Source organism: Terrimonas ferruginea DSM 30193 (assembly GCF_000425585.1).
Lineage (GTDB): Bacteria > Bacteroidota > Bacteroidia > Chitinophagales > Chitinophagaceae > Terrimonas > Terrimonas ferruginea.
On sequence record NZ_KE384399.1, the window covers coordinates 446,653 to 470,773 of the forward strand.

Here is a 24,121-nt window from a genome sequence, read left to right on the forward strand (position 1 = left end):
CATGCAAAAGAAAACACTGGGACTGATCCATACATCAGCCACATTGGTGCCCGTATTCCTGGAACTCTGCACCGCCCATTTGCCCAATGTGAATGTGTTCAATATTGTGGATGACAGCCTGATCAAACAAGTGATCGCCAATGGTGAATTAACACCCGGCGTTGCCCGTCGTGTGGTGAATCATGTAGGCGCCGCAGAAGCTGCAGGTGCGGATCATATTCTCGTTACCTGTTCTTCCATCGGTGCCGCCGTGGAGCAGGCCGCCTTGCTGACGGGCGTACCCGTATGGCGTGTAGATCAGCCCATGGCAGACAGAGCCGTGCGTGAAGGAACACGTATCGGTGTTGTTGCCACCTTGCCAACTACGTTGCAACCGACAAGTGATCTCGTTCGCAGGAGAGCCATAGCTGCAGGCAAAACGATCGAACTGGAGTCCGTGCTTTGCGAAGGCGCTTTCGAAGCATTGATGGGCGGCGATTCGGCCACACACGATAAAAAAGTGGCAGATGCTTTGACGAGCCTTGCCTCACGTGTTGATGTTATTGTACTGGCACAGGCTTCGATGGCGCGCGTCGTGGAAGCCTTAGATCCATCAGTAAAAAAGATTGCTATTCTTTCAAGCCCTGCCATTGCCATCCAACAGTTAGCTACCGTTCTTTAATCTGCCAACGATTGCTGTATGAAACAGATCAACCGCTTTTTTATATTTCTTTTACCTGCGGCCGTGCTGGCGCTTGTTATTGCTGCTGCAACCGGCAATATTGCTCTGGCGAAAGCTTGTGGCTTATTGTCTGCCATCAGTCTTGCCATTGGACTGGGTGCCGTGCCTGCATTAAAAGGGTACCGGTATACCGCCTGGATCATTGTAGCAGTGGTTGCCGGTATGTGTTTTCCCGATGCTTTTACACGCTGGGGATCTGTGGACCTGCGCAACAAGTGGTTGATATTGGTGATCATCCAGCTGGTGATGTTTGGCATGGGTATACAAATGAGTTTAAGGGATTTCACCGGTCTTGCACAAACCGGTAAAGGCGTGGTGATCGGATTACTCTGCCATTTTTCCATTATGCCATTGATGGGATTGCTGCTGACAAAAATATTTGACTTTGAGCCGGAGATTGCAGCTGGTATTATCCTGATCGGTTCCTGTTCCAGCGGATTAGCTTCCAACGTGATGGTTTATCTCGCGCGCGCCAACCTGGTATTGTCCGTGATCGTTACCGCCATGGCTACCATTGCCGCACCTTTTCTCACACCTTTGTTGATGAAGTTGCTGGCGGGTACATTGATCGAAGTACACTTCGTGGATATGATGATCGAGATCATCAAGATCGTGATTGTGCCGATTGGTGCAGCGTTACTCCACGACTACCTGAAAACGGCAACGCCCTATGGTAAAAAAGTAGTCATGGGTATCACGCTGTTTGCGGTGTTGTGGCTGGCAGTACTGCCGTTGGGACTTTATAATTTTTTAAGAGAAAATATAAGTTCGCCTGAGTTATTGCAGTCATTCGAAATTTTTGCTTTCCTGCTGGGCGCGGTGATTGCAGGCGTTTTGTATCATCAACTGGCGCGGCGTTATCCGAAACTCGACAGCCGGATGCCTTATTTTTCGATGTTCGGCATTATTTATTTTACCACGGTTACCACGGCGGCAGGTCACGAAAACCTGATGCGTGTAGGTTTCCTTTTATTCATCAGTTCCGTCATTCACAACGCCGCCGGTTACTTTTTCGGTTACTGGCTCAGCCGGTTGTTCCGGCTCGATAAAAATTCTGCCCGTACGGTAGCTTTTGAAGTGGGATTGCAAAATGGCGGCATGGCTTCCGGATTGGCCGGTAGCATGGGGAAGCTGGGCACGGTGGGACTTCCCGCAGCTGTATTCAGTCCATGGATGAATATTTCGGGGTCTATCCTGGCCAATTACTGGCGGCGTCATCCGGTGGACGATGAACCGCAACAAACAGAAGAAACCTCGCAAACTCCATGACCCTACGGGATGGATATCTTCGCAGGAACCGGAACTTTGATCAAACCTGTCAACGATTGTATGCTGAAGAACTACTACATACGTTATGGCTTGCTGAATTTATCGCTGTTCAGTACACTGCTGGCAACGGCGCAGCTTGTCGATAAAACGCCGGCGGCTATTCCCAATAAACCGGAAATATTTGCCACCGAACCTTACGAAGATCCAACCATCAGCGGCATCAACCGCGATGCGGCGCGTGCCACAGCTTACTCATTTGGAAACATAACCGATGCGTTAAACGGCGATCGTGAAAAGAGCGGACGTTATCTTTCGTTAAACGGTGACTGGGATTTCTCTTTTGCGCTCAAACCTGCCGATGCACCGGCTGATTTTTATAAAGCAAAAGTGCAGGGCTGGAAAAAAATACCCGTGCCTTCTAGTTGGGAAATGCAGGGCTACGATAAACCCATTTATAAAAGCGCCGTTTATCCTTTCCGGCCCGTTAATCCTCCGCATGTACCGAAAGATTACAATGGTACCGGATGTTACCAGCGTTCGTTTACGTTACCGGTTAATTGGAAAGAAATGAACGTCACACTGCATTTCGGTGGTGTCAGCTCCGCTTACAAGGTTTGGATAAATGGAAAATTTGCGGGCTATGCCGAAGACAGTTTCCTTTCTTCGGAGTTTAATATCACGCCCTATTTAAAAGCGGGAGAGAACATTATTTCCGTTTGGGTAATCCGCTGGAGTGACGGATCCTTTCTCGAAGACCAGGACCAGTGGCGCCTCAGCGGTATTCATCGTGAAGTATTTCTTATGGCGGAACCTTCTTTGCGTATCGCCGATTTTTTTTACCAGACCACATTGGACAGCAATTACACGGATGCCATCCTCAGCATTCGTCCGCGCATGGAGAACCTGACGGGAGAGCAGGTGCCGGGTTATAAATTGAAGGCGCAACTTTACGATGCTTCACAACGAGCGGTATTGAGTGTGCCTTTGGAGAGATCGGTGGAGTCCATTATCAATGAGATTTATCCCCGCTTAGATAATGTGAAATTTGGTTTGCTGGAAAGTAAAATTTCCAATCCGCTCAAATGGAGCCCCGAGCAACCAAACCTGTATAGGCTGGTGCTTTCACTGGAAGATTCAACGGGCCGTTTGCTCGAAACGAAAAGTTGCAAAGTGGGATTCAGGTCTGTGGAGTTTTCAAAAGAGAACAGTAAGCTGCTGATCAATGGCAAGCTCACTTATTTATATGGCGTAAACCGCCCCGATCATCATCCCGAAAAAGGCAAAGCGCTTTCACGCGAAGACATTCGCCGTGATGTGCAGACGATCAAACAATTTAATTTCAATTGCATTCGTCTGAGCCATTATCCTTCCGATCCGTATCTGCTGGACCTTTGCGATGAGTATGGCATCTTGGTGATCGATGAAGCGAATCTTGAAACACACGGTCTCGGTGGGAAACTCAGCAATGATGCGGCCTGGACAGGTGCCTATCTCGAACGCAGCAATCGCATGGCCTTGCGCGATAAGAATCATCCTTCTATTATCTTCTGGAGTCTGGGCAACGAAGCCGGCCGTGGTCCCAACCATGCGGCAATGGCGGCATGGCTCCGGGATTTCGATATTACACGCCCGATCCATTACGAACCGGCCATGGGAAGTCCGAAGGAAAAAGGATATATGGATCCGTCCGATCCGCGTTACCTCAAACCCAATGATCACTCACACCGCACGCAGAATCCGCTCGATCAATATTATGTGGATATGATCAGCAGGATGTATCCTGCCTTGTATACCGCGCCGTTGCTGGTGAACCAGCCGAACGGAGACAAGCGTCCGGTTTTCTTTTGTGAATATGCACACGCCATGGGCAACAGCGCTGGTAATATCAAAGACCTCTGGGATCAATGGCGCAGCCTTCCCCGTGTGATCGGGGGCTGCATCTGGGAATACAAAGACCAGGGATTGACCAAACTGGACAGCGCCGGCAGACCTTACTACGCGTACGGCGGTGATTTCGGAGAAAAGTATTTCGACAATTTTACCATCAAGGGAATTGTTGCCGCCGACGGTCGACCCAAAGCGGCAATGTATGAATGCAAGCGCGTGTTTCAACCAATCGTACTGGAATGGGCAGACAATGAAGCATATACCGTAAGACTGACCAATCGCGGTCCGGTGAACAATGCAGCAGTGTACGTACCCGTGTGGATCGTGAAGGTAGACGGTGTTGAAGTGATGAGAAAGACTTTATCGCCGATAAGCCTCGAGGCAGAACGCGATACTGTCTTTAGTATCCAACAATGGCTGCCGCGTTTGCAAAGCGGGAAAGAATATTTCGCCACACTCGAGTTTCAATTGAAAGACGCAACGGCATGGGCGCCAAAGGGACACGTAATCGCTTCGGATCAACTCGCGCTCACGGCACTGGTCCGTCCCGGCGTTGCAACGGAGAAGGCATTGAAGGCCGAAGCCACTGCAGAGTCCTGGCAGGTGAAGGGAAAAGATTTTGTGTTATTGTTTGATAAGAACGGCGCATTAAGTTCGTACAAGTGGAAAGGCCGGGAACAGTTGAAAGCACCGCTGATGCCACATTTCACCCGTGCATTGACCGACAACGACAAACGCGGATGGAAAGCAGATAAGAAATTGCGTCAATGGTTTGAACAAACACCTAAAATCGAATACCTGAAAATCAATGAGGGGAAAGCCACCGTTACCAGTTATTATACACTGATCAACGATAGCGCGAAAGTAAAAATCGATTATACCGTGCAATCAAACGGTGTGGTGCAAGTAGACTATTCGCTGGACGTGAAGCCCGGTCTGCCGGATATTCCACGCGTGGGTATGCAGCTCGGTATCGATCGCAGTTATGATCAGGTACAATGGTATGGAAAAGGGTTATATGAAAATTATACCGATCGTCGCTGGGGCTTCGATGCCGGCCTGTATAATCAGCCGATCGAAGAATTCATGGAACCTTACGTGGTGCCGCAGGAAAATGGGAACCGCACGGATGTGCGCTGGATGTATCTACATAATAAAAAAGGAAATGGATTATTGGTGGTAGCAGATAGCCTGCTCAGCATGAGTGCCTGGCCTTATACCGAAGCAAATATCCGCGCGGCCCGTCATACGTACCGGTTGCGCGATGCGGGTTATGTGACGCTGAATATCGATCTTGTGCAAATGGGGGTCGGTGGCAACGACAGTTGGAGCGATGTAGCAGCGCCATTGGAACAATACCGTGTTCCCGCGCAGAATTACCAGTATCGTTTTTACCTGCTTCCATTGGACGCAGCCAAACCAGCGCCGGGAACAAATGCCCGCGCAGTCAAAGGAATTAAGTAAACCTATGCGAAGAATCAGTTTGATCCTGTTTTGTCAGTTGTTGACGATGAGTGCCTGGGCGCAGGGTAAAGAAGTGCCGGCCCACGTAATGGAACAGGTATACCAGGAAGTAAAAACGCCTTATAAGTACGGGTTGGTGATCGTGCCCGAAAACAAAGACAGGAAGATTGATTGTCCCAATGTGTACCGGAAAGGGAAGTGGTGGTACATGACCTACGTGGTATTTGATGGTCGTGGTTACGAAACATGGATGTCGCGCAGCAAAGACCTGCTTGATTGGAAAGTGATGGGCCGCGTACTTTCATTCTCTGATACTACGCAGTGGGATACGCATCAGAAAGCCGGATACATCGCTTTGCAGCATACCAAATGGGGCGGTGATTATAAATTGCAGCAATATAATGGCAGGTATTGGATGTCTTATTTCGGTGGAAAGGATCGTGGTTATGAAGCGGGACCGCTTGCGATCGGCATAGCACACACGACCGGACCGATCGATAAAGCACAGGAATGGCAGCGCGAACCGGCACCGGTACTCACGGCAAGCGATCCGGATGTACGTTGGTGGGAAAATAAAAAACTGTTCAAGAGTTCCGTTATCTGGGATAAAAGCAAAACCACCGGCTATCCTTTTGTGATGTATTACAATGCCAATGGCGATACGAGTAACAATACACCGAAGTGGCGCTGGTTCGAGCGCATCGGCATGGCCGTGTCCAACGATATGATCACCTGGAAGCGTTATGGCATCGATCCGGTGATGCATCATCGGATCGGCATTACGGGCGACGCCGTTATTCAAAAGAAGGGCGATCTTTGGATCATGTTTTATTTCGGTGCGTTCTGGGAAGGCCGCAAAGATGCCTTCAACCGGTTTGCCTGCTCCTATGACCTGGTGAACTGGACAGACTGGAAAGGTGACGACCTGATCAAATCATCAGAGCCGTATGATGAACGCTTTGCACACAAATCGTTTGTCGTAAAACATAAGGGTGTCGTATATCATTTTTATTGTGCCGTTAATAACAAGGACCAGCGGGGGATAGCGGTGGCTACCTCAGTTGACAAGGGCAAAAGCCCGCTGCGATTTCCGGTAATCGAGGCGGCGAAATAATCAGCATGAAGAAAATTTTTGTAACGATAATTGGTGTGCTGCTGCTGGTGAACTTTTCGTTTGCACAGCAACGCAATGCCGTTGATCATTTCCGTAATCCTCCCGCCTCCGCCAAACCCTGGGTGATCTGGTACTGGATGCACGGGGCTTTTTCACGTGCAGGCATTACCGCCGACCTGGAAGCGATGAAAGCGGCAGGCATCGGCGGTGCTTATCTCATGCCCATCAAGGATACGGTAACGCCCCCGATCTTTCAACCCACCGCACGTCAGTTATCACCGGAATGGTGGCAGCTTGTTCATTTTGCGATGCAGGAAGCCAAACGCCTCGACCTGCAGCTCGGCATGCACCTGAGCGATGGATTTTCATTGGCGGGCGGCCCCTGGATTACACCGGAACTTTCCATGCAGAAACTGGTATGGAGTAAACAATTTGTCAAAGCAGATTTCAAAGGCACTATTCAATTGCCACAACCGGAAGCTGTAAAAGGTTATTATAAAGAGGTAGCCACTTATGCTTATCCGGTTCGCCAGCGCGATTGGGAGCTGCAGTTCATACAGCCCGAAGTAACCACCAGTAATAATGTCAATGCGTCGTTTTTGACAAAAGCGGATAGTAAAGAAAGTTTCCGCGGTGATAATGGTACCTGGATTCAATATGCTTATCCGCAACCGGTAACAGTCCGCTCCTTACGTATCAAAACGGGATCGAATAATTATCAGTCGCATCGTTTGATTGTGCAGGCAAGTAAGGATGGAAAAAACTTTACCACACTCACCAGGCTTTCACCACCGCGGCATGGCTGGCAGGATACGGATGAAGATGTAACGCATGCCTTACCCGAAACAACTTCGCAATATTTCCGTTTTGTTTATGACAAAGAAGGCACTGAGCCCGGAGCCGAAGACCTGGACGCGGCTAAATGGAAACCTTCCTTGAAGCTGATGCAACTCAGGTTGTCAGGGGAAGCAGTGATTAATCAATACGAAAGTAAGAATGGTTCCATGTGGCGGCTGAGTTTGCCTGCCACATCCCAAACGGTTCCTGCGGCTACTGCTATCCCGTTGGATAAAATAATTGATCTGACGGCTTCACTCGATAAAGAAGGAAAAGTAAGTTTTGCCGGTGGGCAATTGCCGGAAGGTTTTGATAGCTGGGTCATCGTTCGCATCGGTCATACCTCTACCGGTCATGAAAATGCGACAGCCGGTGCGGGAAAAGGTCTGGAATGTGATAAGTTCAATCCCGACGCGATCACCCTGCAGTTCAATAGCTGGTTTGGCCAGGCATTTGCACAAACCGACCCGCAACTTGCTGGCGAAGTACTGAAACTGTTTCACATGGACAGTTGGGAAGCGGGTAGCCAGAACTGGAGCAAGGATTTTGCAAAGCAGTTCCGTAACCGCCGTGGTTACGATATACAACCCTGGTTACTGGCGATGACGGGCCTGCCGCTACGCGATGCGGCCAGTTCTGAAAAATTCTTACACGATGTTCGTCAGACGATAGCGGAAATGTTACACGATGTTTTTTATGGAACCATCAAAGGATTGGTTCGTGAAAAAGGATGCACCTGGTCGGCGGAAACGGTAGCGCCTACTATGATGAGTGATGGATTGCTGCATTACAGCCAGGTCGATATCCCGATGGGAGAATTCTGGCTCAACAGTCCCACACACGACAAACCCAACGATATGCTCGATGCCATCAGTGCCGCGCATATCTATGGAAAGAAAATTATACAGGCAGAGGCATTCACCACTTTGCGGATGAACTGGTCGGAGCATCCGGGTATGCTGAAAGCACTTGGTGACAGAAATTTTGCCCTGGGTATGAATAAAATGGTGATTCATGTGTTCGTACACAATCCTTGGATGGATCGCCGTCCGGGCATGACACTGGATGGAGTAGGACTTTATTACCAGCGTGATCAAACCTGGTTCAAGCCGGGATATGCGTGGATGGAATACCTAACGCGTTGTCACGCCTTGTTGCAACTCGGTGATCCGGTTGCAGACATTGCAGTATTTACCGGCGAAGAATTGCCCAGGCGTTCACTGTTACCGGATCGGTTGGTGAATACCTTGCCCGGTATTTATGGACCAGCCATTGTTCAAAAGGAAAAAGAAAGATTGGCTAATAAAAATCAACCCACGCGTGTGATACCCGATGGTGTTACGCATTCGGCGAATATGGCTGATCCCGAGAAATGGATCGATCCGTTGGGCGGTTATGCCTATGACTCCTTCAATCCGGATGCATTGCTCAACGCGACGGTGAAAAATGGGCGTGTGGTATTTCCGGGCGGCATGAGCTATGCTATACTGGTCTTGCCAACTCATCATCAACTACTGCCTGCTTCCAACCTGATGTCGGTGCCGGTTGCGCGTAAATTGCTCGGGCTATTACAACAAGGCGCAACGATTGTAATGGGAAGGTCGTATGATCAGACGAATAGCCTGCACGATGATGCGGATACACTGAGAAATATTTTGCTGAAAATATACAAAGGCGGCTACAAAGGAAAGCTGGTAGATGCGCCGTATGTTTCTTCCGACTTCGGGCAATACGGATTGACGCGTGACCTGCAGGTGGTTGGTGGACAACGTAAGCTGGCATGGACACACCGCCGCACTGAACAGGAAGACATTTACTTTATCAGCAATCAGGCTGAAAAGGCGGGTACGTATCTCATTTCCCTCCGGGAAAAAGGCACTGCCGTCATCATAGCTGATCCGGTTTCGGGTAAAGTATACCAGGATAAAGCCTGGAAGTTGGCCGGGGGCCGTACGCAACTCTCTGTCAAGCTTGATAAAGACCAGTCGCTGTTTGTGATTGTAACCAAACAAAAAACAACAGAAAAACCGGCGATAAACTTCCGTACGCTCTCTGCAAAAAAACTGTCCGCCTCCTGGAACGTGCAGTTCGATCCGAAAAATGGCGGACCCGTAAATCCGGTGGTATTGGATACATTGAGTAGCTGGTCGCAGCATGCGGATCCGGCAATTCGTTTTTACTCCGGCACGGCTGTTTATAAAAATTCGTTTAGCTGGACGGCAGCCGATACAGGCAAAAAAATCTGGCTCGAACTTGATAGCCTTGCGAATATCGCATCGGTCCGCGTCAACGGACAGGAATGTGGTATCTTGTGGACCCGGCCTTACCGGCTCGATCTGACGGCGGCAGTGCATAGAGGGCAGAATACGATCGAGATATCGGTGACCAATACCTGGGCCAACCGTTTGATCGGCGACCAGGCATTACCGGAGGAAAAAAGAATTACCCGCACCACAGCACCTTTCCGCCTGAAAGATAAACCCCTGTTGCCGGCCGGCCTATTGGGCGAAGTGAAACTGGTGCTGACCAATGCAAAATGATCCGACACATTTTTTTCATAGCAATGTTCTGTGCGCTGTTGCTTTCGCTTCCGGCGTTTGCGCAAAACCTGCGGTGGAATAGCCCGTCCGGAAATGCGGCAGGCTCCATGCCTTGCGGCGGCGGCGATATCGGCATGAATGTTTGGGTGGAAAAAAACGAACTCTTCGTTTATATTGCCCGCTCCGGCAGTTTCGATGAAAACAATACCCTGCTTAAATCCGGCCGCTTGCGAATGAAATTTGATCCCGATCCGTTTGGTGGTGAACTCTTCTTGCAGGAATTGCATCTCGATGAAGGGTACGTTACCGTCTCTGCCAGCCGTGGTTCATTAAAATTAAAAATCACCATCGAAGCAGATGTGTTGCACCCGGTGGTACGCTTTTCAGTGGATGCGAATAAGCGGGTCAATGTAACCGCGGTGTATGAAAACTGGCGGCACGAAGATCGCCTGTTGTCGACACGCGAAAACTTCGGCAACTCCTGGAAATGGGCGGGGCCGAAACAAACCATTGCTCATCGCGATTCGGTCAGTTTCCGCGAGAATGGCGTATTGTTTTATCATCACAACGGTGCGCGAACCATCTTTGATTCAACGGTTGCGCAGCAGGGACTGAATGCTGTTAAAGATGCTCTTTATAATCCCCTGGCTTACCTCGCATCGGGCGGGTATTTTACCGGGAAAGGATTTGTAGCGGGTACGCACACATCGGGAATGTACCAGCAGACCGCCTTTAAAGGTTGGGAATTGAAAAGCCGGCGTGCGCAACGCAGTCATCAACTCGCTATTTATTTTCATACGGCGCAAACACCGGATATTGCGCAATGGCAACGGTCGCTCGATTCTCTGCAGCATACGTATAAACCAATGGCCACAGGTCTCAGCAAACGCAGCCGCAACTGGTGGAAGCAATTTTGGCAACGCAGTTATATCGATATCGATCCGGGCAATGAACAATCGACCGCGCATGCTGCCGGTCGCAATGCAAAGTTGTTCCGCTACATGATGGGCTGCAATGCCAACAGCAGTTGGCCCACCAAATTCAATGGCGGATTGTTTACGGTTGATCCCGTTTTTACCGATACGGCGCGTGCATTCGGTCCCGACTTCCGCAATTGGGGTGGGGGATTACACACAATGCAGAACCAGCGGCTTGTTTATTTTCCCCTGTTCAAAAATGGCGACTTCGATTTGCTGCAGGCACAATTGCAGTTTTATATGCGCATCCTGAAAAATGCTGAGATACGTACCCGGACTTATTGGAATCATGGTGGCGCGAGCTTCACCGAGCAGATGGAAAACTTCGGTCTGCCCAACTATGCAGAATACGGACAGAAGCGCCCCGCGAATTTTGATCCCGGTGTAGAATACAATGCCTGGCTGGAATACCAATGGGATACGGTGCTGGAATTTTGCCTGATGATGCTGGATCAGCAACAATACACGGGAATGGACATAAGCAACTATGTACCCTTCATTGAAAGTTGTCTTCGTTTCTTCGATGAGCATTACCAGTATCTCGCATTGCAACGCGGAAGAAAAGCATTGGACGAAAATGGCCATTTGGTATTGTACCCCGGATCAGCTGCGGAAACGTATAAGATGGCTTATAACGCTACGTCTACAGTCGCCGCCCTGCGGGTGGTAACGCAGCGCTTATTGGAATTGCCTTTGTCGGCAGAACAGCGCAAAAACTGGCAGGCTTTTCTCCAACGTATACCTCCTATGAGTTATACAACATTCAATGGACACACGACTATTGCGCCCGCAAAACTGTGGGAGCGTATCAATAATACCGAGTCGCCGCAGTTGTACCCGGTATATCCATGGGGGATATTCGGTGTAGGCAAACCCGGTCTGGATACGGCTTTGAACACCTGGCGTTACGATACGAACGTAATCAAATTCCGCAGTCATGTTGGCTGGAAACAGGATAATATCTGGGCTGCGCGTTTGGGATTGAGTAAGGAAGCCTGGCAACTGACCTCGCAGAAGCTGGCTGATGGCGGTCGTCGTTTCCCTGCTTTCTGGGGTCCGGGATTTGATTGGGTTCCCGATCACAACTGGGGTGGCAGCGCCTGGATTGGTTTGCAGGAAATGTTATTGCAAACAGATGGCAAACGCATCTTGTTGTTCCCCGCCTGGCCGAAAGAGCTCGATGTGCGTTTTAAGTTACACGCGCCTTATAATACAATTGTAGAAGCGGAGTTGAAGGATGGGAAAGTGATGAACCTTAAAGTAACGCCGGAGGCAAGGAGAGCGGATGTGGAAATGCTGGTTAAGTAAAAAGTAAAAAGTAAAAATTCAAAAGTCAAAAGGTTCTTGGCAGCTTTGCTTCTTATGCATCTTCGCGTGAAATCGACGTTTCTTTTCACGCAAAGGCGCAAAGAAATTAAGGCGCAGAGTTTCAGCCGGCTATTTTTTACTTTTGACTTAATCACCAGTCGTCTGTTCTGAAAGAGCTCACCGGCAATCCTGCTGTATTAAACAACTCTCCAATCACAAAATCCTTGAACGCATAACGCACCGCCACCGGATCTTTTATTTCAGGTGAAGAAATATGCAGCTCTCCTTTTGAAATTACGGCACGGGCAGGACGCCAGTATTTATCGGCACCGGCAATTTCAAAGTTTACCAATGGCTTCCCGAAAGTCGTCAGTCCAACCGGCGCATTTTTGAAACGGATCACCACTGTACCATTCTGAATTCTTATCGAATCAGGCAAAGGCGATCTGTAGGCGAAGCCTTTTTTACCATAGGTATCGCCGAGTGCGAGATAAGCAAATCTTTGTCCGCCAGCAGCCTTCTGGGAGGGGTGAATGCAGTTCTCTTCGCCAACATCCATCAACACGATCATGCCGCTGTTCGGAATTTTATCCAGCGCTTTGCGTTGTGCATCGCGGACATAGGCAGAGTTGTATTTGCCCCCGGTATTGTAGGGCGGCAATTGTGAATAGTTGTAAGGTGCTATCTGTGCGTAGTAAAAAGGGAAGTCGCCCTGGCCAAATTCTTTTCTCCATAAACTCACCATCGCGGGGAATAAGGTTTCGTATTCATCGGGGCGTTCGTAGTTGCTTTCGCCCTGGTACCAGATGCAACCGCGGATCGCATAGCCGATAAACGGTTTGAGCATGCCGTTGTACAATGACATCGGCGAGCGCTGACTGATCTTCGCGGAATCTGCCGCGGGCAATTTTTTAATACCAGGAAATGCGGTCAGTGCTTCTTCGTTCATCCAGGCTTCGGCCGAAGAGCCTCCGTAACTGATTTGCATGAGTCCAATGGGCACGTTCAGCGTTTGCTGCATTTGCCTGCCGAAGAAATAAGCCGTAGCACTGAAATCTGCTACTGTTTCAGGCGTCGCTTTTTTCCAGTTGCTGGCTTTGACGGTATCCTGTGGTTGCATGCGCAGTGCACGTGGTACGGTAAAGAAGCGAAGCTGCGGATTATTGGCAGCAAAGATCGCCTCGTTGGCGCCAATCACGGGTTGATCGCGATAACCTTTCATGGGCATTTCCATGTTCGATTGACCGCTGCAAAGCCATACCTCACCAATTACTACATCGCGGAGGCGGATGGTTTGTCCATCGGTGATGGAAATTTCATACGGGCCGCCCGCCTGCGGGGTACGTACCCGGATTTTCCAGCGTCCCTGCTCATCTGCCTTTGCGGTATAGCTCCTGCGATCCCAGGAAGTGGTCAATTTTACCGTTTTGCCGGCGGCAGACTTGCCCCAGATGGCGGCATCGGTTTGCTGCTGCAATACCATGCCATCCGAGAAGAAAGCCGGTAGCTGCGGCTGAGCGATAGCCATCACGGAAAAAGAAAACAACACAAAAAGCGTAACAGACAGACGGAAAACGGTTGATTGTTTCATACAAGGCGCTTAAAATCGTTGAGGCTACGAAAATAACGGAATCTGACCCGTAAATACGAGTTTTGTCCATCGGTACAGTGCAGGAAGGTCAGCCGGAATGCATTCATTAATTTACCCATTCGTTTTGCCATTATGAAAGAAACCAATAAGGAAGGCTCCCGGAAAAATATCTGGTACGGAACAGGGCGGCAACGCATCGAAATTCCGCGCACGATCCTCAAGACGAGGGTGCAGAGCAACCTGCTGCTGCGCAGCCTTCATATTTGTTCCATCGGCTATTATCCCAAAGCAAAAGATCATTATACCTATCGCAAGAAAGGCCTGCCGGAAAATTTTCTTTTTTATTGTGTCGACGGGCATGGCTGGTATAAGATCGGCAATCAACGATACGAGGTTGGTCCCAACGAATTTTTCATTCTGCCGCAAAATGCAGAGCATGCTTACGGCAGCAGCGAGGAACATCCCTGGAGCATTTACTGGATTCATTTTGGCGGCGATGCCTTACCGGAATTGAATGAAGTACATGCCATCCAGCAGCACTTCAAGCCGCACCGTATCAAGAATAACGGTGATGTGATTCCGCTGTTTACCAAAATATACAAGACACTGGAATTAGGTTATAGTATCGACAACCTGTTGTTTGCCAACATGTGTCTTTCGCATTTCCTGGCTTTGTTTGTTTATAATTCCCGCCACTATGCAGAAACGGGCAGCGACAAAATGGATTGTGTGGACAATGCCATCCTGTATATGCAGGATCATATCAACGAAAATATTTCCCTGAATGAACTGAGCGCGCTCTATAATTATTCGGTGTCGCGCTTTTCGAATCTGTTCAAACAAAAAACCGGGTACGCACCCATTGATTATTTCGTACAGATGAAAATGCAGAAAGCCTGCCAGCAGTTGAACTTTACCGACCGTTCGGTGAAAGACATTGCTTTCAGCATGGGCTTCGACGATCCCTATTATTTTTCCAAGCGCTTCCGGACCATCATCGGGATGTCGCCCAAAAAATACCGGACACTCAACAACTAACCCAACTATTATATGACCTTACAAAAAGCAGGAAAGACATACGGGTTCGCCATTGTGCTGATCACTTCGTTGTTTTTTCTCTGGGGCTTTGCGCTCAACCTGAATCCCATTCTTATTCCACATTTGAAAAAAGCCTGCCGCTTGTCGGATACACAATCCGCGTTCATCGACTCGGCTTCCTACTTCGCTTATTTCCTGCTGGCCATTCCGGCGGGACAATTCATGAAGCGGTTCGGATACAAAAGTGGCATATTGGTTGGGCTGATGTTGTTCGCCGTTGGAGCTTTTTTGTTTTATCCGGCATCATTCATCCGCTCTTACGGTTTCTTTTTGGTGGCTTCTTTTATCATTGCCTCCGGTCTTACTTTCCTGGAAACCGCCGCCAATCCGTATATCACGGTGTTGGGTTCGCCGGATACCGCTACACAACGCCTCAACTTTGCGCAGGCTTTTAACGGACTGGCACAGTCCATTGCGCCGAAGATCGGCGGGATGTTTATTCTTTCGGGTGTAGTGTTAACGAACGAACAGGAAAAGGCAATGAGCCCGGCCGAACTGAATGCCTACCTTGACCAGGAAGCGGCTTCGGTACAAATTCCTTATATCATTATTGCCTCCGTGGTATTGCTGGTAGCGATACTGATCTGGCGGACAAGACTACCGGAGATCAAAGAAGAAGAACCAACCGGTGAACAAAGCACGGGTTCACTGTTCAAACAGAAGAACCTGGTATGGGCTGTGATCGCGCAATTCTTTTATGTAGGTGCGCAGGTATGCATGACCAGTTTCTTTATCCGGTTTGCAGACAGGGTAGCGGGCATCGATGAAAAAGCCGCGGCCAGCTATCTTGCGATTGCCCTGCTGCTATTTATGATCGGGCGTTTTGTGGGCACATTCCTCATGAAGTTTATTTCTCCCGCCCGGCTGCTTACCATCTACGGTATTATGTGTGTACTGCTTACTACGGCGGCTGTATTGGTAACAGGCAAAGCAGCTATCTATTGTTTGTTTGGCGTGGAGCTGTTTATGTCGATCATGTTCCCGACCATATTTGCCTTAGGCATCCGTGGTTTGGGTTCACGCACCAAAGATGGATCTGCATTGATCATCATGTCGATTGTGGGCGGTGCGCTATTCCCTGTACTGATGGGAGCCGTATCCGATGCCACGAATATCCAGCTCTCTTACCTGGTGCCGGCCGCGTGTTTCCTGGTGGTAGGCTATTTCGGCCTGCGTAATTACAATGAGAACAAAGTGAAACTAACCACCGCCCATTAATCTTATGAATTCGATCCCTAAAATAGATGCACATCAGCATTTCTGGCAATTTGATCCCGTGCGTGACAACTGGATCACGGAAGAAATGAAGGTGATACAACGAGACTTTTTACCCGCCGATCTGCAACCGGTATTGGAAGCAAACGGCTTCGACGGGTGCGTTACCGTACAATCGGATCAATCGCTGGCGGAAAATGAATTTCAGTTAGAAAATGCCGAAGCAAATGCGTTTATAAAAGGTGTAGTGGGGTGGGTGGATCTGCGGGATGAAAGAGTAGAAGAAACGCTGATGGGATACAAAGCTTATCCGAAATTAAAAGGATTCCGGCATGTATTGCAGGGAGAAGCGGATCGTGCGTTGATGTTGCAACCGGCATTCAAAAGAGGTATTTCTTTACTGGCGAAATACGATTATACCTACGATATACTCATTTTCCCAGATCAGTTGAAGTACGCATGCGAATTGGCAGCCGCATTCCCGGAGCAAAAATTTATCCTTGATCATATTGCAAAGCCGGGCATCAAAGCGGGTACGATAGGTGATTGGGAAAAAGATATCCGCGAACTGGCTTCCTTGCAAAATGTATGGTGCAAGGTAAGCGGAATGGTTACGGAAGCCGATTGGCGAAATTGGCAACCTGCACATTTCAAACCTTACCTGGACATAGTGACCGATGCATTTGGCATGAAACGACTGGTGTACGGCAGCGACTGGCCGGTGTGCCTGGTAGCGGCATCGTATGAACGGATGCTGGCCATTGTAAAAGAATACTATTCGGTATTTGCTGAAGAAGAGCAAGCCGCTTTCTTCGGTGGTAATGCCGTATCATTTTATAATTTATAAAACAGGAAAAATGAATCTGCAGTTAACGGATAAAGTGATCATCGTAACAGGTGGCGCCAAAGGAATCGGGGAAGGCATCAGTCATGCACTGGCCAACGAAGGCGCCATACCCGTGATCATTGGCCGCAATGAAAAAGATAATGCAGCCATTGTTGAAGCGATAAAAAAGAATGGCGGCAAAGCCGGACAGGTAGCGGCCGAGCTGGCCGAGCCCCAAGCCTGTGCGGAAGCGGTAGAGAAGGTATTAGCGGAATACGGCCGCATCGACGGCGTGGTGAACAATGCGGGGGTGAACGACGGCGTAGGACTGGAAAATGGCAACTACGAAGATTTCATGGCCAGCCTGCATCGCAACCTGGTACATTATTATCTGATCGTACATCATGCATTGCCGGCGTTGAAACAATCAAAAGGTTCGATCGTAAATATTACGTCAAAGACCGCTGAAACAGGGCAGGGCAATACTTCGGCCTATGCCGCTGCCAATGGCGGACGCAATGCCTTGACACGGGAATGGGCGGTGGAGTTGTTGAAATATGGGATACGGGTAAATGCAGTAGTCGTGGCGGAATGTTATACACCGGCTTACGACAAATGGATCAAGACGCTGAAAAATCCGGAAGAGAAATTAAAAGAAATCACGGCGCGGATTCCTTTGGAGAACCGCATGACTACACCGGAAGAGATTGCAAACATGACAGTATTCCTGTTGAGTAATGTTTCTTCGCATACCACCGGGCAGATTATTCATGTGGATGGAGGCTATGTACACCTCGATCGGGCTTTGGCCAACGCTTAAGCAATTCAAAAATCAAAAACTTATCGGTCTTTGCTTCTTATGCGCCTTTGCGTGCAATCGACGCTTATTTTCCACGCAAAGGCGCAAAGAAATTTAAGGCGCAGAATTCTAACCAGCTGTTTTTACTTTTGACTTAAATCGATGCCATCGCCTTGATCACTCCATTTTTGGGATCGAGCCATGACGCAAACTGATCTGCTAATTCCTCAAAATTTACACGGTGCGTAATATAGGTTGAAGGGTTTACTTTTCCCGCTTTCATGCTGCTGATCACGTGTTCAAAATCTTCACGCGTGGCATTGCGGCTGCTCATCAGCGTAGCTTCGCGTTTGTGAAACTCGGGATGGCTGAAGGAAATATTTTCTTTTTGTAGCCCAACCATTACATAACGACCGCCATGTGCCAGATAGTTGAAAGCGCCTTCGATCGCCCGCAGGTTGCCCGTAGCGTCAATAACTACGGTTGGCATATCATTATTTGTAATAGTCGCTATTTGTTCTTTTGCATCCGCCTTCGTGGCATCAACGGTGTGTTCGATTTTTAATTGGTCTTTGCAGAATTGTAAACGCCGCTGGTTCACATCCATTGCTATCACATTGGCTCCGGCGATTCTGGCAAATTCAATGATGCCCAATCCGATTGGTCCTGCACCGATCACCAATACCCATTCGCGGGGCTCTACGGCGGCACGACGGATGGAGTGTGCCCCAATCGCCAATGGCTCCACCAGGGCCAGTTCATCAAAACCCAATCCCTGTCCCTTTATCAGCGAATGCGAGGGTACCGAGAGGTATTCACGCATGCCGCCATCCACGTGCACGCCACATACTTGCATCTGTACGCAACAGTTAAACTTACCACGACGGCAGGCAATGCAGGTGCCGCAATGGAAATAGGGAATAAATGTTACGGCTTCTCCTTTTTCGAATCCTTGCGCTGCTCCAAGCTCCTCTATGGTCGCAGCCAGTTCATGACCGAGGATGCGCGGATATTGAAAGTAAGGCTGTGTGCCTTCGAAAGCATGCAGGTCGGTACCGCAAATGCCGATGCGTTGTATTTTTAACAGGCTGTGCCCCTCTGTCAGCGTGGGCACAGCCGTATCCTGGTAATCGAATTGTCCGGGTGTTGTACAAACCAGTGTTCTCATGGATCAATTATAAATATAAACGGTAAGCTGCGTCACTCCAGCGAAGTTCATTGCGCAATTGACGCAGCTCAGTACGGTTATCGATCGATACAAATTCAATTCCTGCTATGGCTGCAAAATCTTCCAGGTGTTCGCTGGTGAGGTTCTGGCTGTAGCAGGTGTGGTGCGCTCCGCCGGCGTAGATCCAGGCCGCGAGGGCATCCTGCATATTCGGATGGGGTTTCCACAATACACGCGCCACGGGAAGTTTGGGCAGGTCGCGTTTGGGTGACACCGCTGTTACATCATTCACCAGTAAACGGAAACGGTTGCCCATGTCGATAAGCGATGCGTTAAGCGCCGCGCCACCACCAACATTAAATACCAGTCGCACGGGATCGGCTTTGCCACCGATACCCAGCGGATGAATTTCACAGGAAGGTTTGGCTGACGCAATACTGGGACATATCTCCAGCATGTGTGAACCCAGCACCATTTCATTATTGGGTTCGAAGTGATAAGTATAATCTTCCATGAAGGAGTTGCCGCCCGCGAGTCCGTGGCCCATTACTTTCATCGCACGCACGAGGGCTGCCGTTTTCCAATCACCTTCACCGGCAAAGCCGTAGCCTGCCGCCATCAGGCGTTGCACCGCAATGCCCGGCAGTTGTTCCATGCCATGCAGGTCTTCAAATGTGTCGGAGAATCCGATATAGTTGCCTGCTTCCAGGAATTGTTTCATGCCGAGCTCGATGCGGGCCGCTTCGCGCAATGAGGCATGTTGTGCGCCACCGGCGCGAAGGCTTTCTACGACGTTATAGCTATCCTGGTATTCGGTGATCAATTCATCTACCGATTTATCGGTTACTTCTTTGATCACGCTCACGAGATCACCGATACCGTGTGTATTGACGGAGAAGCCGAATTTCAATTCTGCTTCTACTTTGTCGCCATCGGTAACGGCTACATAGCGCATGTTATCGCCGAAACGAACGAGTTTGCCGCCCTGCCAGTCGTGCCAGGCAGCGGCTACGCGTGTCCAGGCGCCGATTTGGCGGATCACTTTTTCATCCTGCCAATGTCCTACCACCACTTTGCGTTCCATGCGCAGGCGTGATACGATGAAACCAAACTCACGGTCGCCGTGAGCAGATTGGTTCAGGTTCATGAAGTCCATGTCTATTTCACCCCAGGGAATGTCGCGGTTGAATTGCGTATGCAGGTGCAGCAAAGGTTTGCTGAGGATATGCAATCCGCCGATCCACATTTTGGCGGGCGAGAAGGTATGCATCCAGGCGACGATGCCGATACAGTTTTGCGTATTATTGGCTTCCTGGCAGATGCTGCGGATTTCTTCCGTACTTTTTACAGTTGGTTTAAATACAATTTTTACGGGAATGTCTGCTGCATCATTCAGTGAACGCGCAATCTCTTCTGAATGTGCTGCCACCTGCTTCAGGGTTTCTTCACCATATAAATGCTGGCTGCCGGTGACAAACCATACTTCCAGTTCTTTCAAATTTTTCATGTATTGTTATTTTCCAGTGTTAAACAGATCAGGGTTGAATGCCGAATTTGTATACGGTTGTCGTGCGGTATGTTTCGCCCGGGCGAAGAATGGTATTGGGGAAAGACGGTTGGTTGGGACTGTCAGGGAAATGTTGTGTTTCCAGGCAGAGTGCGGCATGTTTTACATAGCGCGCACCGTTCAATGTGTGCGTTAACGTGCCGTCGAGGAAATTGCCGGAATAAAATTGCAGGCCGGGTTCTGTCGTCCATACTTCCATGCTGCGGCCACTCGCCGGATGGCGAAGTGTGGCTACCTGTTGCAATTGCCCGTTGCTGCGATCCAATACCCAGTTGTGGTCGTAGCCACCTTTAACTTGTGCGATGTCGCGGCCGATGGGCTTTGCCGTATTGAAATCCATCGGTGAACCATTTACTTCCGGTAACGCACCCGTTGGAATCAACTGATCGTTCACTGCCGTATATTTTACTGCGGCAATTTGTAAGGTGTGATCGAGTATGGTGCTGTCGCTTCCGCCGGAGAGATTGAAGTACGCATGGTTGGTCAGGTTGACGGGCGTTGCTTTGTCTGTTGTGGCAGTATAGTCGATGCGTACGGCGTTGTCTGCCGTAAGTGTATAGACCACTTTAATCGAGAGATTGCCGGGGTAACCTTCTTCTCCATCTGCGCTGCGGTAAGTGAGTGCAAGACTACTGTCGCCGGGAAGGGGAGCGGCGGTCCATACTACTTTATCATAACCTTTTTTACCACCGTGCAACGAGTTGCCGTTATCATTGGCGGACAACTTGTATGCTTTTCCATCGAGCGTGAATTTGGCACCACCGATACGATTGCCATAACGGCCGATCAGCGCACCAAAGAAAGGGTTGCCTTGTTGTGTATAACCTGCGAGGGAATCGAAGCCAAGCACCACATTTTGCAGTTTTCCGTTTTTATCCGGCACACTAAGATTGGTGATGGCGCCGCCGTAGTTGATGATGCTTAGTTCTGCACCTGCCGCATTGCGCAGCGTATATTCCGTAATCGGCTTGCCTTCAAAATCTGCATAGGGGCGTTGGGTCAGCGACACCTTTGCTACCAGGCTATCGTTTGAGCCAGGCGTTGTTTGTTTCGGATCGTTGTTGCACGAAGCCGCGATAAGGCTTAATGCAATAATGGGAAGGAATAGTTTTTTCATATGCTTTTTAAATTCAAAATTTATAAGTCAAAATTCAAAAGCTATGCTTTGTTCATTTTTTGACTTTTGAATTTTTAATTTTGACTTTTTACGCTTGTCCGTAATACGAATCCGGTCCGTGTTTGCGTTCAAAATGTTTGCGGATCAATGCTTCTTTCAATCGCGGTGCGCCTGGATTTACTTGTAATGTCAGCATGGCCAATTGTGCAATGCTTTCCAATACGCCGCTGTTGTACACTGCTTTGGCTGCCGTCTTTCCCCAGGTAAACGGCGCATGGTTACCGACCAGGATCATTTCCACTTCTTTATAATCGTATCCCTTTTCTTTCAGGCAATTGATGATCTGGTTCCCTGTTTCGTATTCATAATTACCGAGGATCATTTCATCGCTCATCGGCGGTGCGCAGGGAATATCGACCGTATTGTGGTCGGCATGTGTGGTGCCGAAGATGGGAATATCCTGTTGCGCCTGCGCCCATGCAGTGGCATAAGTGGAATGTGTATGTGAAATGCCGCCTACGGTGTCCCAGGTCTTGTAAAGCAATGCATGCGTGAGTGTGTCGGAAGAAGGGCGCATATTGCCTTCCACTGTTTTTCCGTCAAAATCCACGATCACCATGTTGGCGGGACTGAGCTCTTCGTACGGCACACCGCTGGGTTTGATGGCAAATACACCGGCGGCGCGGTCGGCGGCGCTCACGTTTCCGAAGGTGAACATCACCAATCCTAATTTGGGTAACTGCATATTGGCAGCATAGGCTTCTTCACGAATATGTTGGTAGTTGCTCATGACAAAAAGTTTCCGAGTTGCTGATAGGTTTGATAACGCGTGTCGTAAATAGCGGCACGTTTGGGATCAGGTTCGTAAAAAAGATCAAAACCCTGTCCCATAGCCTGCATGGCTTCTTCCACGCGTGGATAAAGGCCGGCGGCTGTGGCGGCAAACATGGCCGCGCCGGCGGCGCAGGTCTGGTCGCTTTTGTGAATGCGGATCGGACGGTTCATCACATCCGCCATCATTTGCATGATGAAGGGGGATTTGCGTGCTACGCCGCCCATGCCGATCAACCCTTTTACGGGAATGCCTTCCGATACAAAACGATCTGCAATAGCCCGCGCACCGAAACAGGTTGCCTCCACTAATGCGCGGAATAACCTGGGGGCATCGGTACCGAGGCTGATACCCGTGAATGCACCTTTCAATAATTGGTTAGCATCGGGCGTACGCCGGCCATTGAGCCAGTCGAGTGCGAGTTCGGATGATTCGGTTGGTTGTAATGACGATGCTTCTGCCGAAAGACCTGTGAGGATGCGATCACTTATCTGTTGACGGAGCGCTGCATCTTCGATCCATTGCAAGGGCCAGGAAAGTGTTTGTTTCAGCCAGGCATAAGCATCGCCGAAAGCGGACTGTCCTGCTTCCATACCGATCATGCCGGGGATGATGGAGCCATCGACTTGTCCGCAAATGCCTTTCACGAGAATACCTTCGACTTCGTTCTTCGGCGCCACCAGCATATCGCAGGTGGAAGTGCCCATTACCTTACTGAGATAATAAGGTTCGATCTGTCCGCCGACTGCCCCCATGTGGCAATCGAATGCGCCGATGCCCACGATCACATCGGTGCTCAGACCAAGACGTTCAGCCCATTCTTTTGATAAATGGCCGGCAGCTTCTGCCGAAGTATAAGTGCGTGTGAAAAGTTTATTGGTAAATCCGCCGAGCAGCGGATCGAGTTGCGTGAAAAAAGAATCGGGAGGAAGTCCGCCGAATTCATCTGCCCACAATGCTTTGTGGCCTGCGCTGCAAATGCCGCGTTTCAATTGTGCCGCATCATCGCCGCCGGTGAGCAGAAAAGGAATCCAATCGCAATGCTCAACAAAAGAATGAATATTGGAGCGGATCGATTCATCCTCGCGGAGGATGTGGAGCAACTTGGCCCAAAACCATTCACTGCTGTAAATGCCACCGACATACTTGAGGTAAGGAGTTCCTTCACCGTGTGCATTGATCTCGGCCGCTTCTTTGGTAGCGGTGTGATCTTTCCACAAAACGAACATGGCGTTGGGATTTTCTGCGAGATCGGCGCGGAGGCTGAGGGGCGTACCCGTTTTGTCGACAGCGATGGGAGTGGAACCGGTTGTGTCAATGGAAATGCCTTTTACCAAAGGGGCAATACCGGGACCGGCCTGCCGCAAACATTCGCGGATGGTGTGTTGCAAACCTTCGATATAATCGAGCGGATGTTGTCTGAACTGGTTAATACGGGCGTTACAATAAAGACCATCGCGCCAGCGTGGATAGGCAAAAACAACAGCCGCCACTTCCTGTCCGGAATCGGCGGCTACGAGGACAGACCGCACTGAATCGGTGCCGAAATCTACCCCAATCACATATGCATTACTCATAAGGCAAACAATTAGTGTCAAAATAACACTTATTTTGTTAGAATTCAAAATTCAAAAGGCAAAATTCAAAAAAGTGGTAGTGATGAATGAGCGGCAGATGCTTTCAAAGTCGATCCTGGCAGCCTTGCCTGGAAGATGCAGGTTTCACGCAAAGCCTCATAAGCAGCAAAGACTTTTCATAGCTTACACCCTAGGCCTTACTCCTTAGGCCGAA

16 protein-coding genes are annotated in these 24,121 nt (G+C 49.5%); 10 read left to right on the forward strand and 6 right to left on the reverse strand.

Going from position 1 to position 24,121, the window contains the following annotated elements; genetic code table 11:
* Position 1 precedes the first annotated feature (1 nt).
* Genes H608_RS0116420 through H608_RS0116445 form a run of 6 tightly spaced genes read left to right on the forward strand, consistent with a single transcriptional unit; the run spans position 2 to position 12,117 of the window.
* The gene (locus tag H608_RS0116420) at positions 2-661 is read left to right on the forward strand and encodes an aspartate/glutamate racemase family protein (protein WP_028788637.1); all 660 of its coding nucleotides are present in this window, start codon (positions 2-4) and stop codon (positions 659-661) included.
* An 18-nt stretch (positions 662-679) separates the two neighbouring features.
* The gene (locus H608_RS0116425; protein WP_028788638.1) at positions 680-1,990 is read left to right on the forward strand and encodes a bile acid:sodium symporter family protein; all 1,311 of its coding nucleotides are present in this window, start codon (positions 680-682) and stop codon (positions 1,988-1,990) included.
* A 9-nt stretch (positions 1,991-1,999) separates the two neighbouring features.
* Complete coding sequence (locus tag H608_RS22695) at positions 2,000-5,341, forward strand: glycoside hydrolase family 2 TIM barrel-domain containing protein (RefSeq protein WP_245565770.1); 3,342 nt, start codon at positions 2,000-2,002, stop codon at positions 5,339-5,341.
* A 4-nt stretch (positions 5,342-5,345) separates the two neighbouring features.
* Entirely contained in the window at positions 5,346-6,455 is a 1,110-nt protein-coding gene (locus tag H608_RS0116435; protein ID WP_028788639.1) for a glycoside hydrolase family protein, read from the forward strand.
* Between the two features lie 5 nt (positions 6,456-6,460).
* Positions 6,461-9,832: a glycosyl hydrolase gene (locus H608_RS0116440; RefSeq protein WP_038008725.1), complete on the forward strand. Its 3,372-nt coding sequence runs from the start codon at positions 6,461-6,463 to the stop codon at positions 9,830-9,832.
* Complete coding sequence (locus H608_RS0116445; protein ID WP_028788641.1) at positions 9,829-12,117, forward strand: DUF5703 domain-containing protein; 2,289 nt, start codon at positions 9,829-9,831, stop codon at positions 12,115-12,117. The genes H608_RS0116440 and H608_RS0116445 overlap by 4 nt, the downstream gene beginning before the upstream one ends.
* A gap of 151 nt (positions 12,118-12,268) precedes the next feature.
* On the opposite strand, the gene H608_RS0116450 is transcribed toward H608_RS0116445, so the two are convergent.
* Entirely contained in the window at positions 12,269-13,708 is a 1,440-nt protein-coding gene (locus H608_RS0116450) for a sialate O-acetylesterase (protein ID WP_028788642.1), read from the reverse strand.
* Positions 13,709-13,840: 132 nt separating this feature from the next.
* Between H608_RS0116450 and H608_RS0116455 the strand changes: the two genes are divergently transcribed.
* Genes H608_RS0116455 through H608_RS0116470 form a run of 4 tightly spaced genes read left to right on the forward strand, consistent with a single transcriptional unit; the run spans position 13,841 to position 17,667 of the window.
* Positions 13,841-14,746 carry an AraC family transcriptional regulator gene (locus H608_RS0116455; RefSeq protein ID WP_028788643.1) on the forward strand — a complete coding sequence of 302 codons (906 nt, stop codon included), beginning with the start codon at positions 13,841-13,843 and terminating at the stop codon, positions 14,744-14,746.
* A gap of 12 nt (positions 14,747-14,758) precedes the next feature.
* A complete protein-coding gene (gene fucP, locus H608_RS0116460) occupies positions 14,759-16,024 on the forward strand; it encodes an L-fucose:H+ symporter permease (protein WP_028788644.1) in 1,266 nt (421 codons plus the stop codon).
* Positions 16,025-16,028: 4 nt separating this feature from the next.
* Positions 16,029-16,868, forward strand: coding sequence for an amidohydrolase family protein (locus H608_RS0116465; protein WP_038008728.1), 840 nt, complete (start codon positions 16,029-16,031; stop codon positions 16,866-16,868).
* A gap of 10 nt (positions 16,869-16,878) precedes the next feature.
* Positions 16,879-17,667, forward strand: a complete 789-nt coding sequence (locus H608_RS0116470; protein ID WP_028788646.1) for an SDR family oxidoreductase — start codon at positions 16,879-16,881, stop codon at positions 17,665-17,667.
* A gap of 133 nt (positions 17,668-17,800) precedes the next feature.
* Here H608_RS0116470 and H608_RS0116480 read toward each other — a convergent pair whose 3' ends face one another.
* The 5 genes from H608_RS0116480 to H608_RS0116500 all read right to left on the reverse strand — a co-directional run bounded on the left by H608_RS0116480 (position 17,801) and on the right by H608_RS0116500 (position 23,907).
* Positions 17,801-18,814: a zinc-binding alcohol dehydrogenase family protein gene (locus H608_RS0116480; RefSeq protein WP_028788647.1), complete on the reverse strand. Its 1,014-nt coding sequence runs from the start codon at positions 18,812-18,814 to the stop codon at positions 17,801-17,803.
* A gap of 7 nt (positions 18,815-18,821) precedes the next feature.
* The gene (gene araA / locus H608_RS0116485; protein ID WP_028788648.1) at positions 18,822-20,321 is read right to left on the reverse strand and encodes an L-arabinose isomerase; all 1,500 of its coding nucleotides are present in this window, start codon (positions 20,319-20,321) and stop codon (positions 18,822-18,824) included.
* Between the two features lie 28 nt (positions 20,322-20,349).
* Positions 20,350-21,498, reverse strand: coding sequence for an aldose epimerase family protein (locus tag H608_RS0116490; RefSeq protein WP_028788649.1), 1,149 nt, complete (start codon positions 21,496-21,498; stop codon positions 20,350-20,352).
* Between the two features lie 88 nt (positions 21,499-21,586).
* Positions 21,587-22,288, reverse strand: coding sequence for an L-ribulose-5-phosphate 4-epimerase (locus H608_RS0116495; RefSeq protein ID WP_028788650.1), 702 nt, complete (start codon positions 22,286-22,288; stop codon positions 21,587-21,589).
* Complete coding sequence (locus H608_RS0116500; protein WP_028788651.1) at positions 22,285-23,907, reverse strand: ribulokinase; 1,623 nt, start codon at positions 23,905-23,907, stop codon at positions 22,285-22,287. Before H608_RS0116500 ends, H608_RS0116495 begins: the two co-directional genes overlap by 4 nt.
* Positions 23,908-24,121 lie beyond the last annotated feature (214 nt).

Coding starts and splice junctions, on each gene's coding strand:
- H608_RS0116450 (WP_028788642.1), bottom strand. CDS start 13,708: ATGAAACAATCAACCGTTTTCCGTCTGTCTGTTACGCTTTTTGTGTTG.
- fucP (WP_028788644.1), top strand. CDS start 14,759: ATGACCTTACAAAAAGCAGGAAAGACATACGGGTTCGCCATTGTGCTG.
- H608_RS0116420 (WP_028788637.1), top strand. CDS start 2: ATGCAAAAGAAAACACTGGGACTGATCCATACATCAGCCACATTGGTG.
- H608_RS0116490 (WP_028788649.1), bottom strand. CDS start 21,498: ATGAAAAAACTATTCCTTCCCATTATTGCATTAAGCCTTATCGCGGCT.
- H608_RS0116455 (WP_028788643.1), top strand. CDS start 13,841: ATGAAAGAAACCAATAAGGAAGGCTCCCGGAAAAATATCTGGTACGGA.
- H608_RS22695 (WP_245565770.1), top strand. CDS start 2,000: ATGGATATCTTCGCAGGAACCGGAACTTTGATCAAACCTGTCAACGAT.
- araA (WP_028788648.1), bottom strand. CDS start 20,321: ATGAAAAATTTGAAAGAACTGGAAGTATGGTTTGTCACCGGCAGCCAG.
- H608_RS0116425 (WP_028788638.1), top strand. CDS start 680: ATGAAACAGATCAACCGCTTTTTTATATTTCTTTTACCTGCGGCCGTG.
- H608_RS0116480 (WP_028788647.1), bottom strand. CDS start 18,814: ATGAGAACACTGGTTTGTACAACACCCGGACAATTCGATTACCAGGAT.
- H608_RS0116440 (WP_038008725.1), top strand. CDS start 6,461: ATGAAGAAAATTTTTGTAACGATAATTGGTGTGCTGCTGCTGGTGAAC.
- H608_RS0116470 (WP_028788646.1), top strand. CDS start 16,879: ATGAATCTGCAGTTAACGGATAAAGTGATCATCGTAACAGGTGGCGCC.
- H608_RS0116465 (WP_038008728.1), top strand. CDS start 16,029: ATGAATTCGATCCCTAAAATAGATGCACATCAGCATTTCTGGCAATTT.
- H608_RS0116445 (WP_028788641.1), top strand. CDS start 9,829: ATGATCCGACACATTTTTTTCATAGCAATGTTCTGTGCGCTGTTGCTT.
- H608_RS0116500 (WP_028788651.1), bottom strand. CDS start 23,907: ATGAGTAATGCATATGTGATTGGGGTAGATTTCGGCACCGATTCAGTG.
- H608_RS0116495 (WP_028788650.1), bottom strand. CDS start 22,288: ATGAGCAACTACCAACATATTCGTGAAGAAGCCTATGCTGCCAATATG.
- H608_RS0116435 (WP_028788639.1), top strand. CDS start 5,346: ATGCGAAGAATCAGTTTGATCCTGTTTTGTCAGTTGTTGACGATGAGT.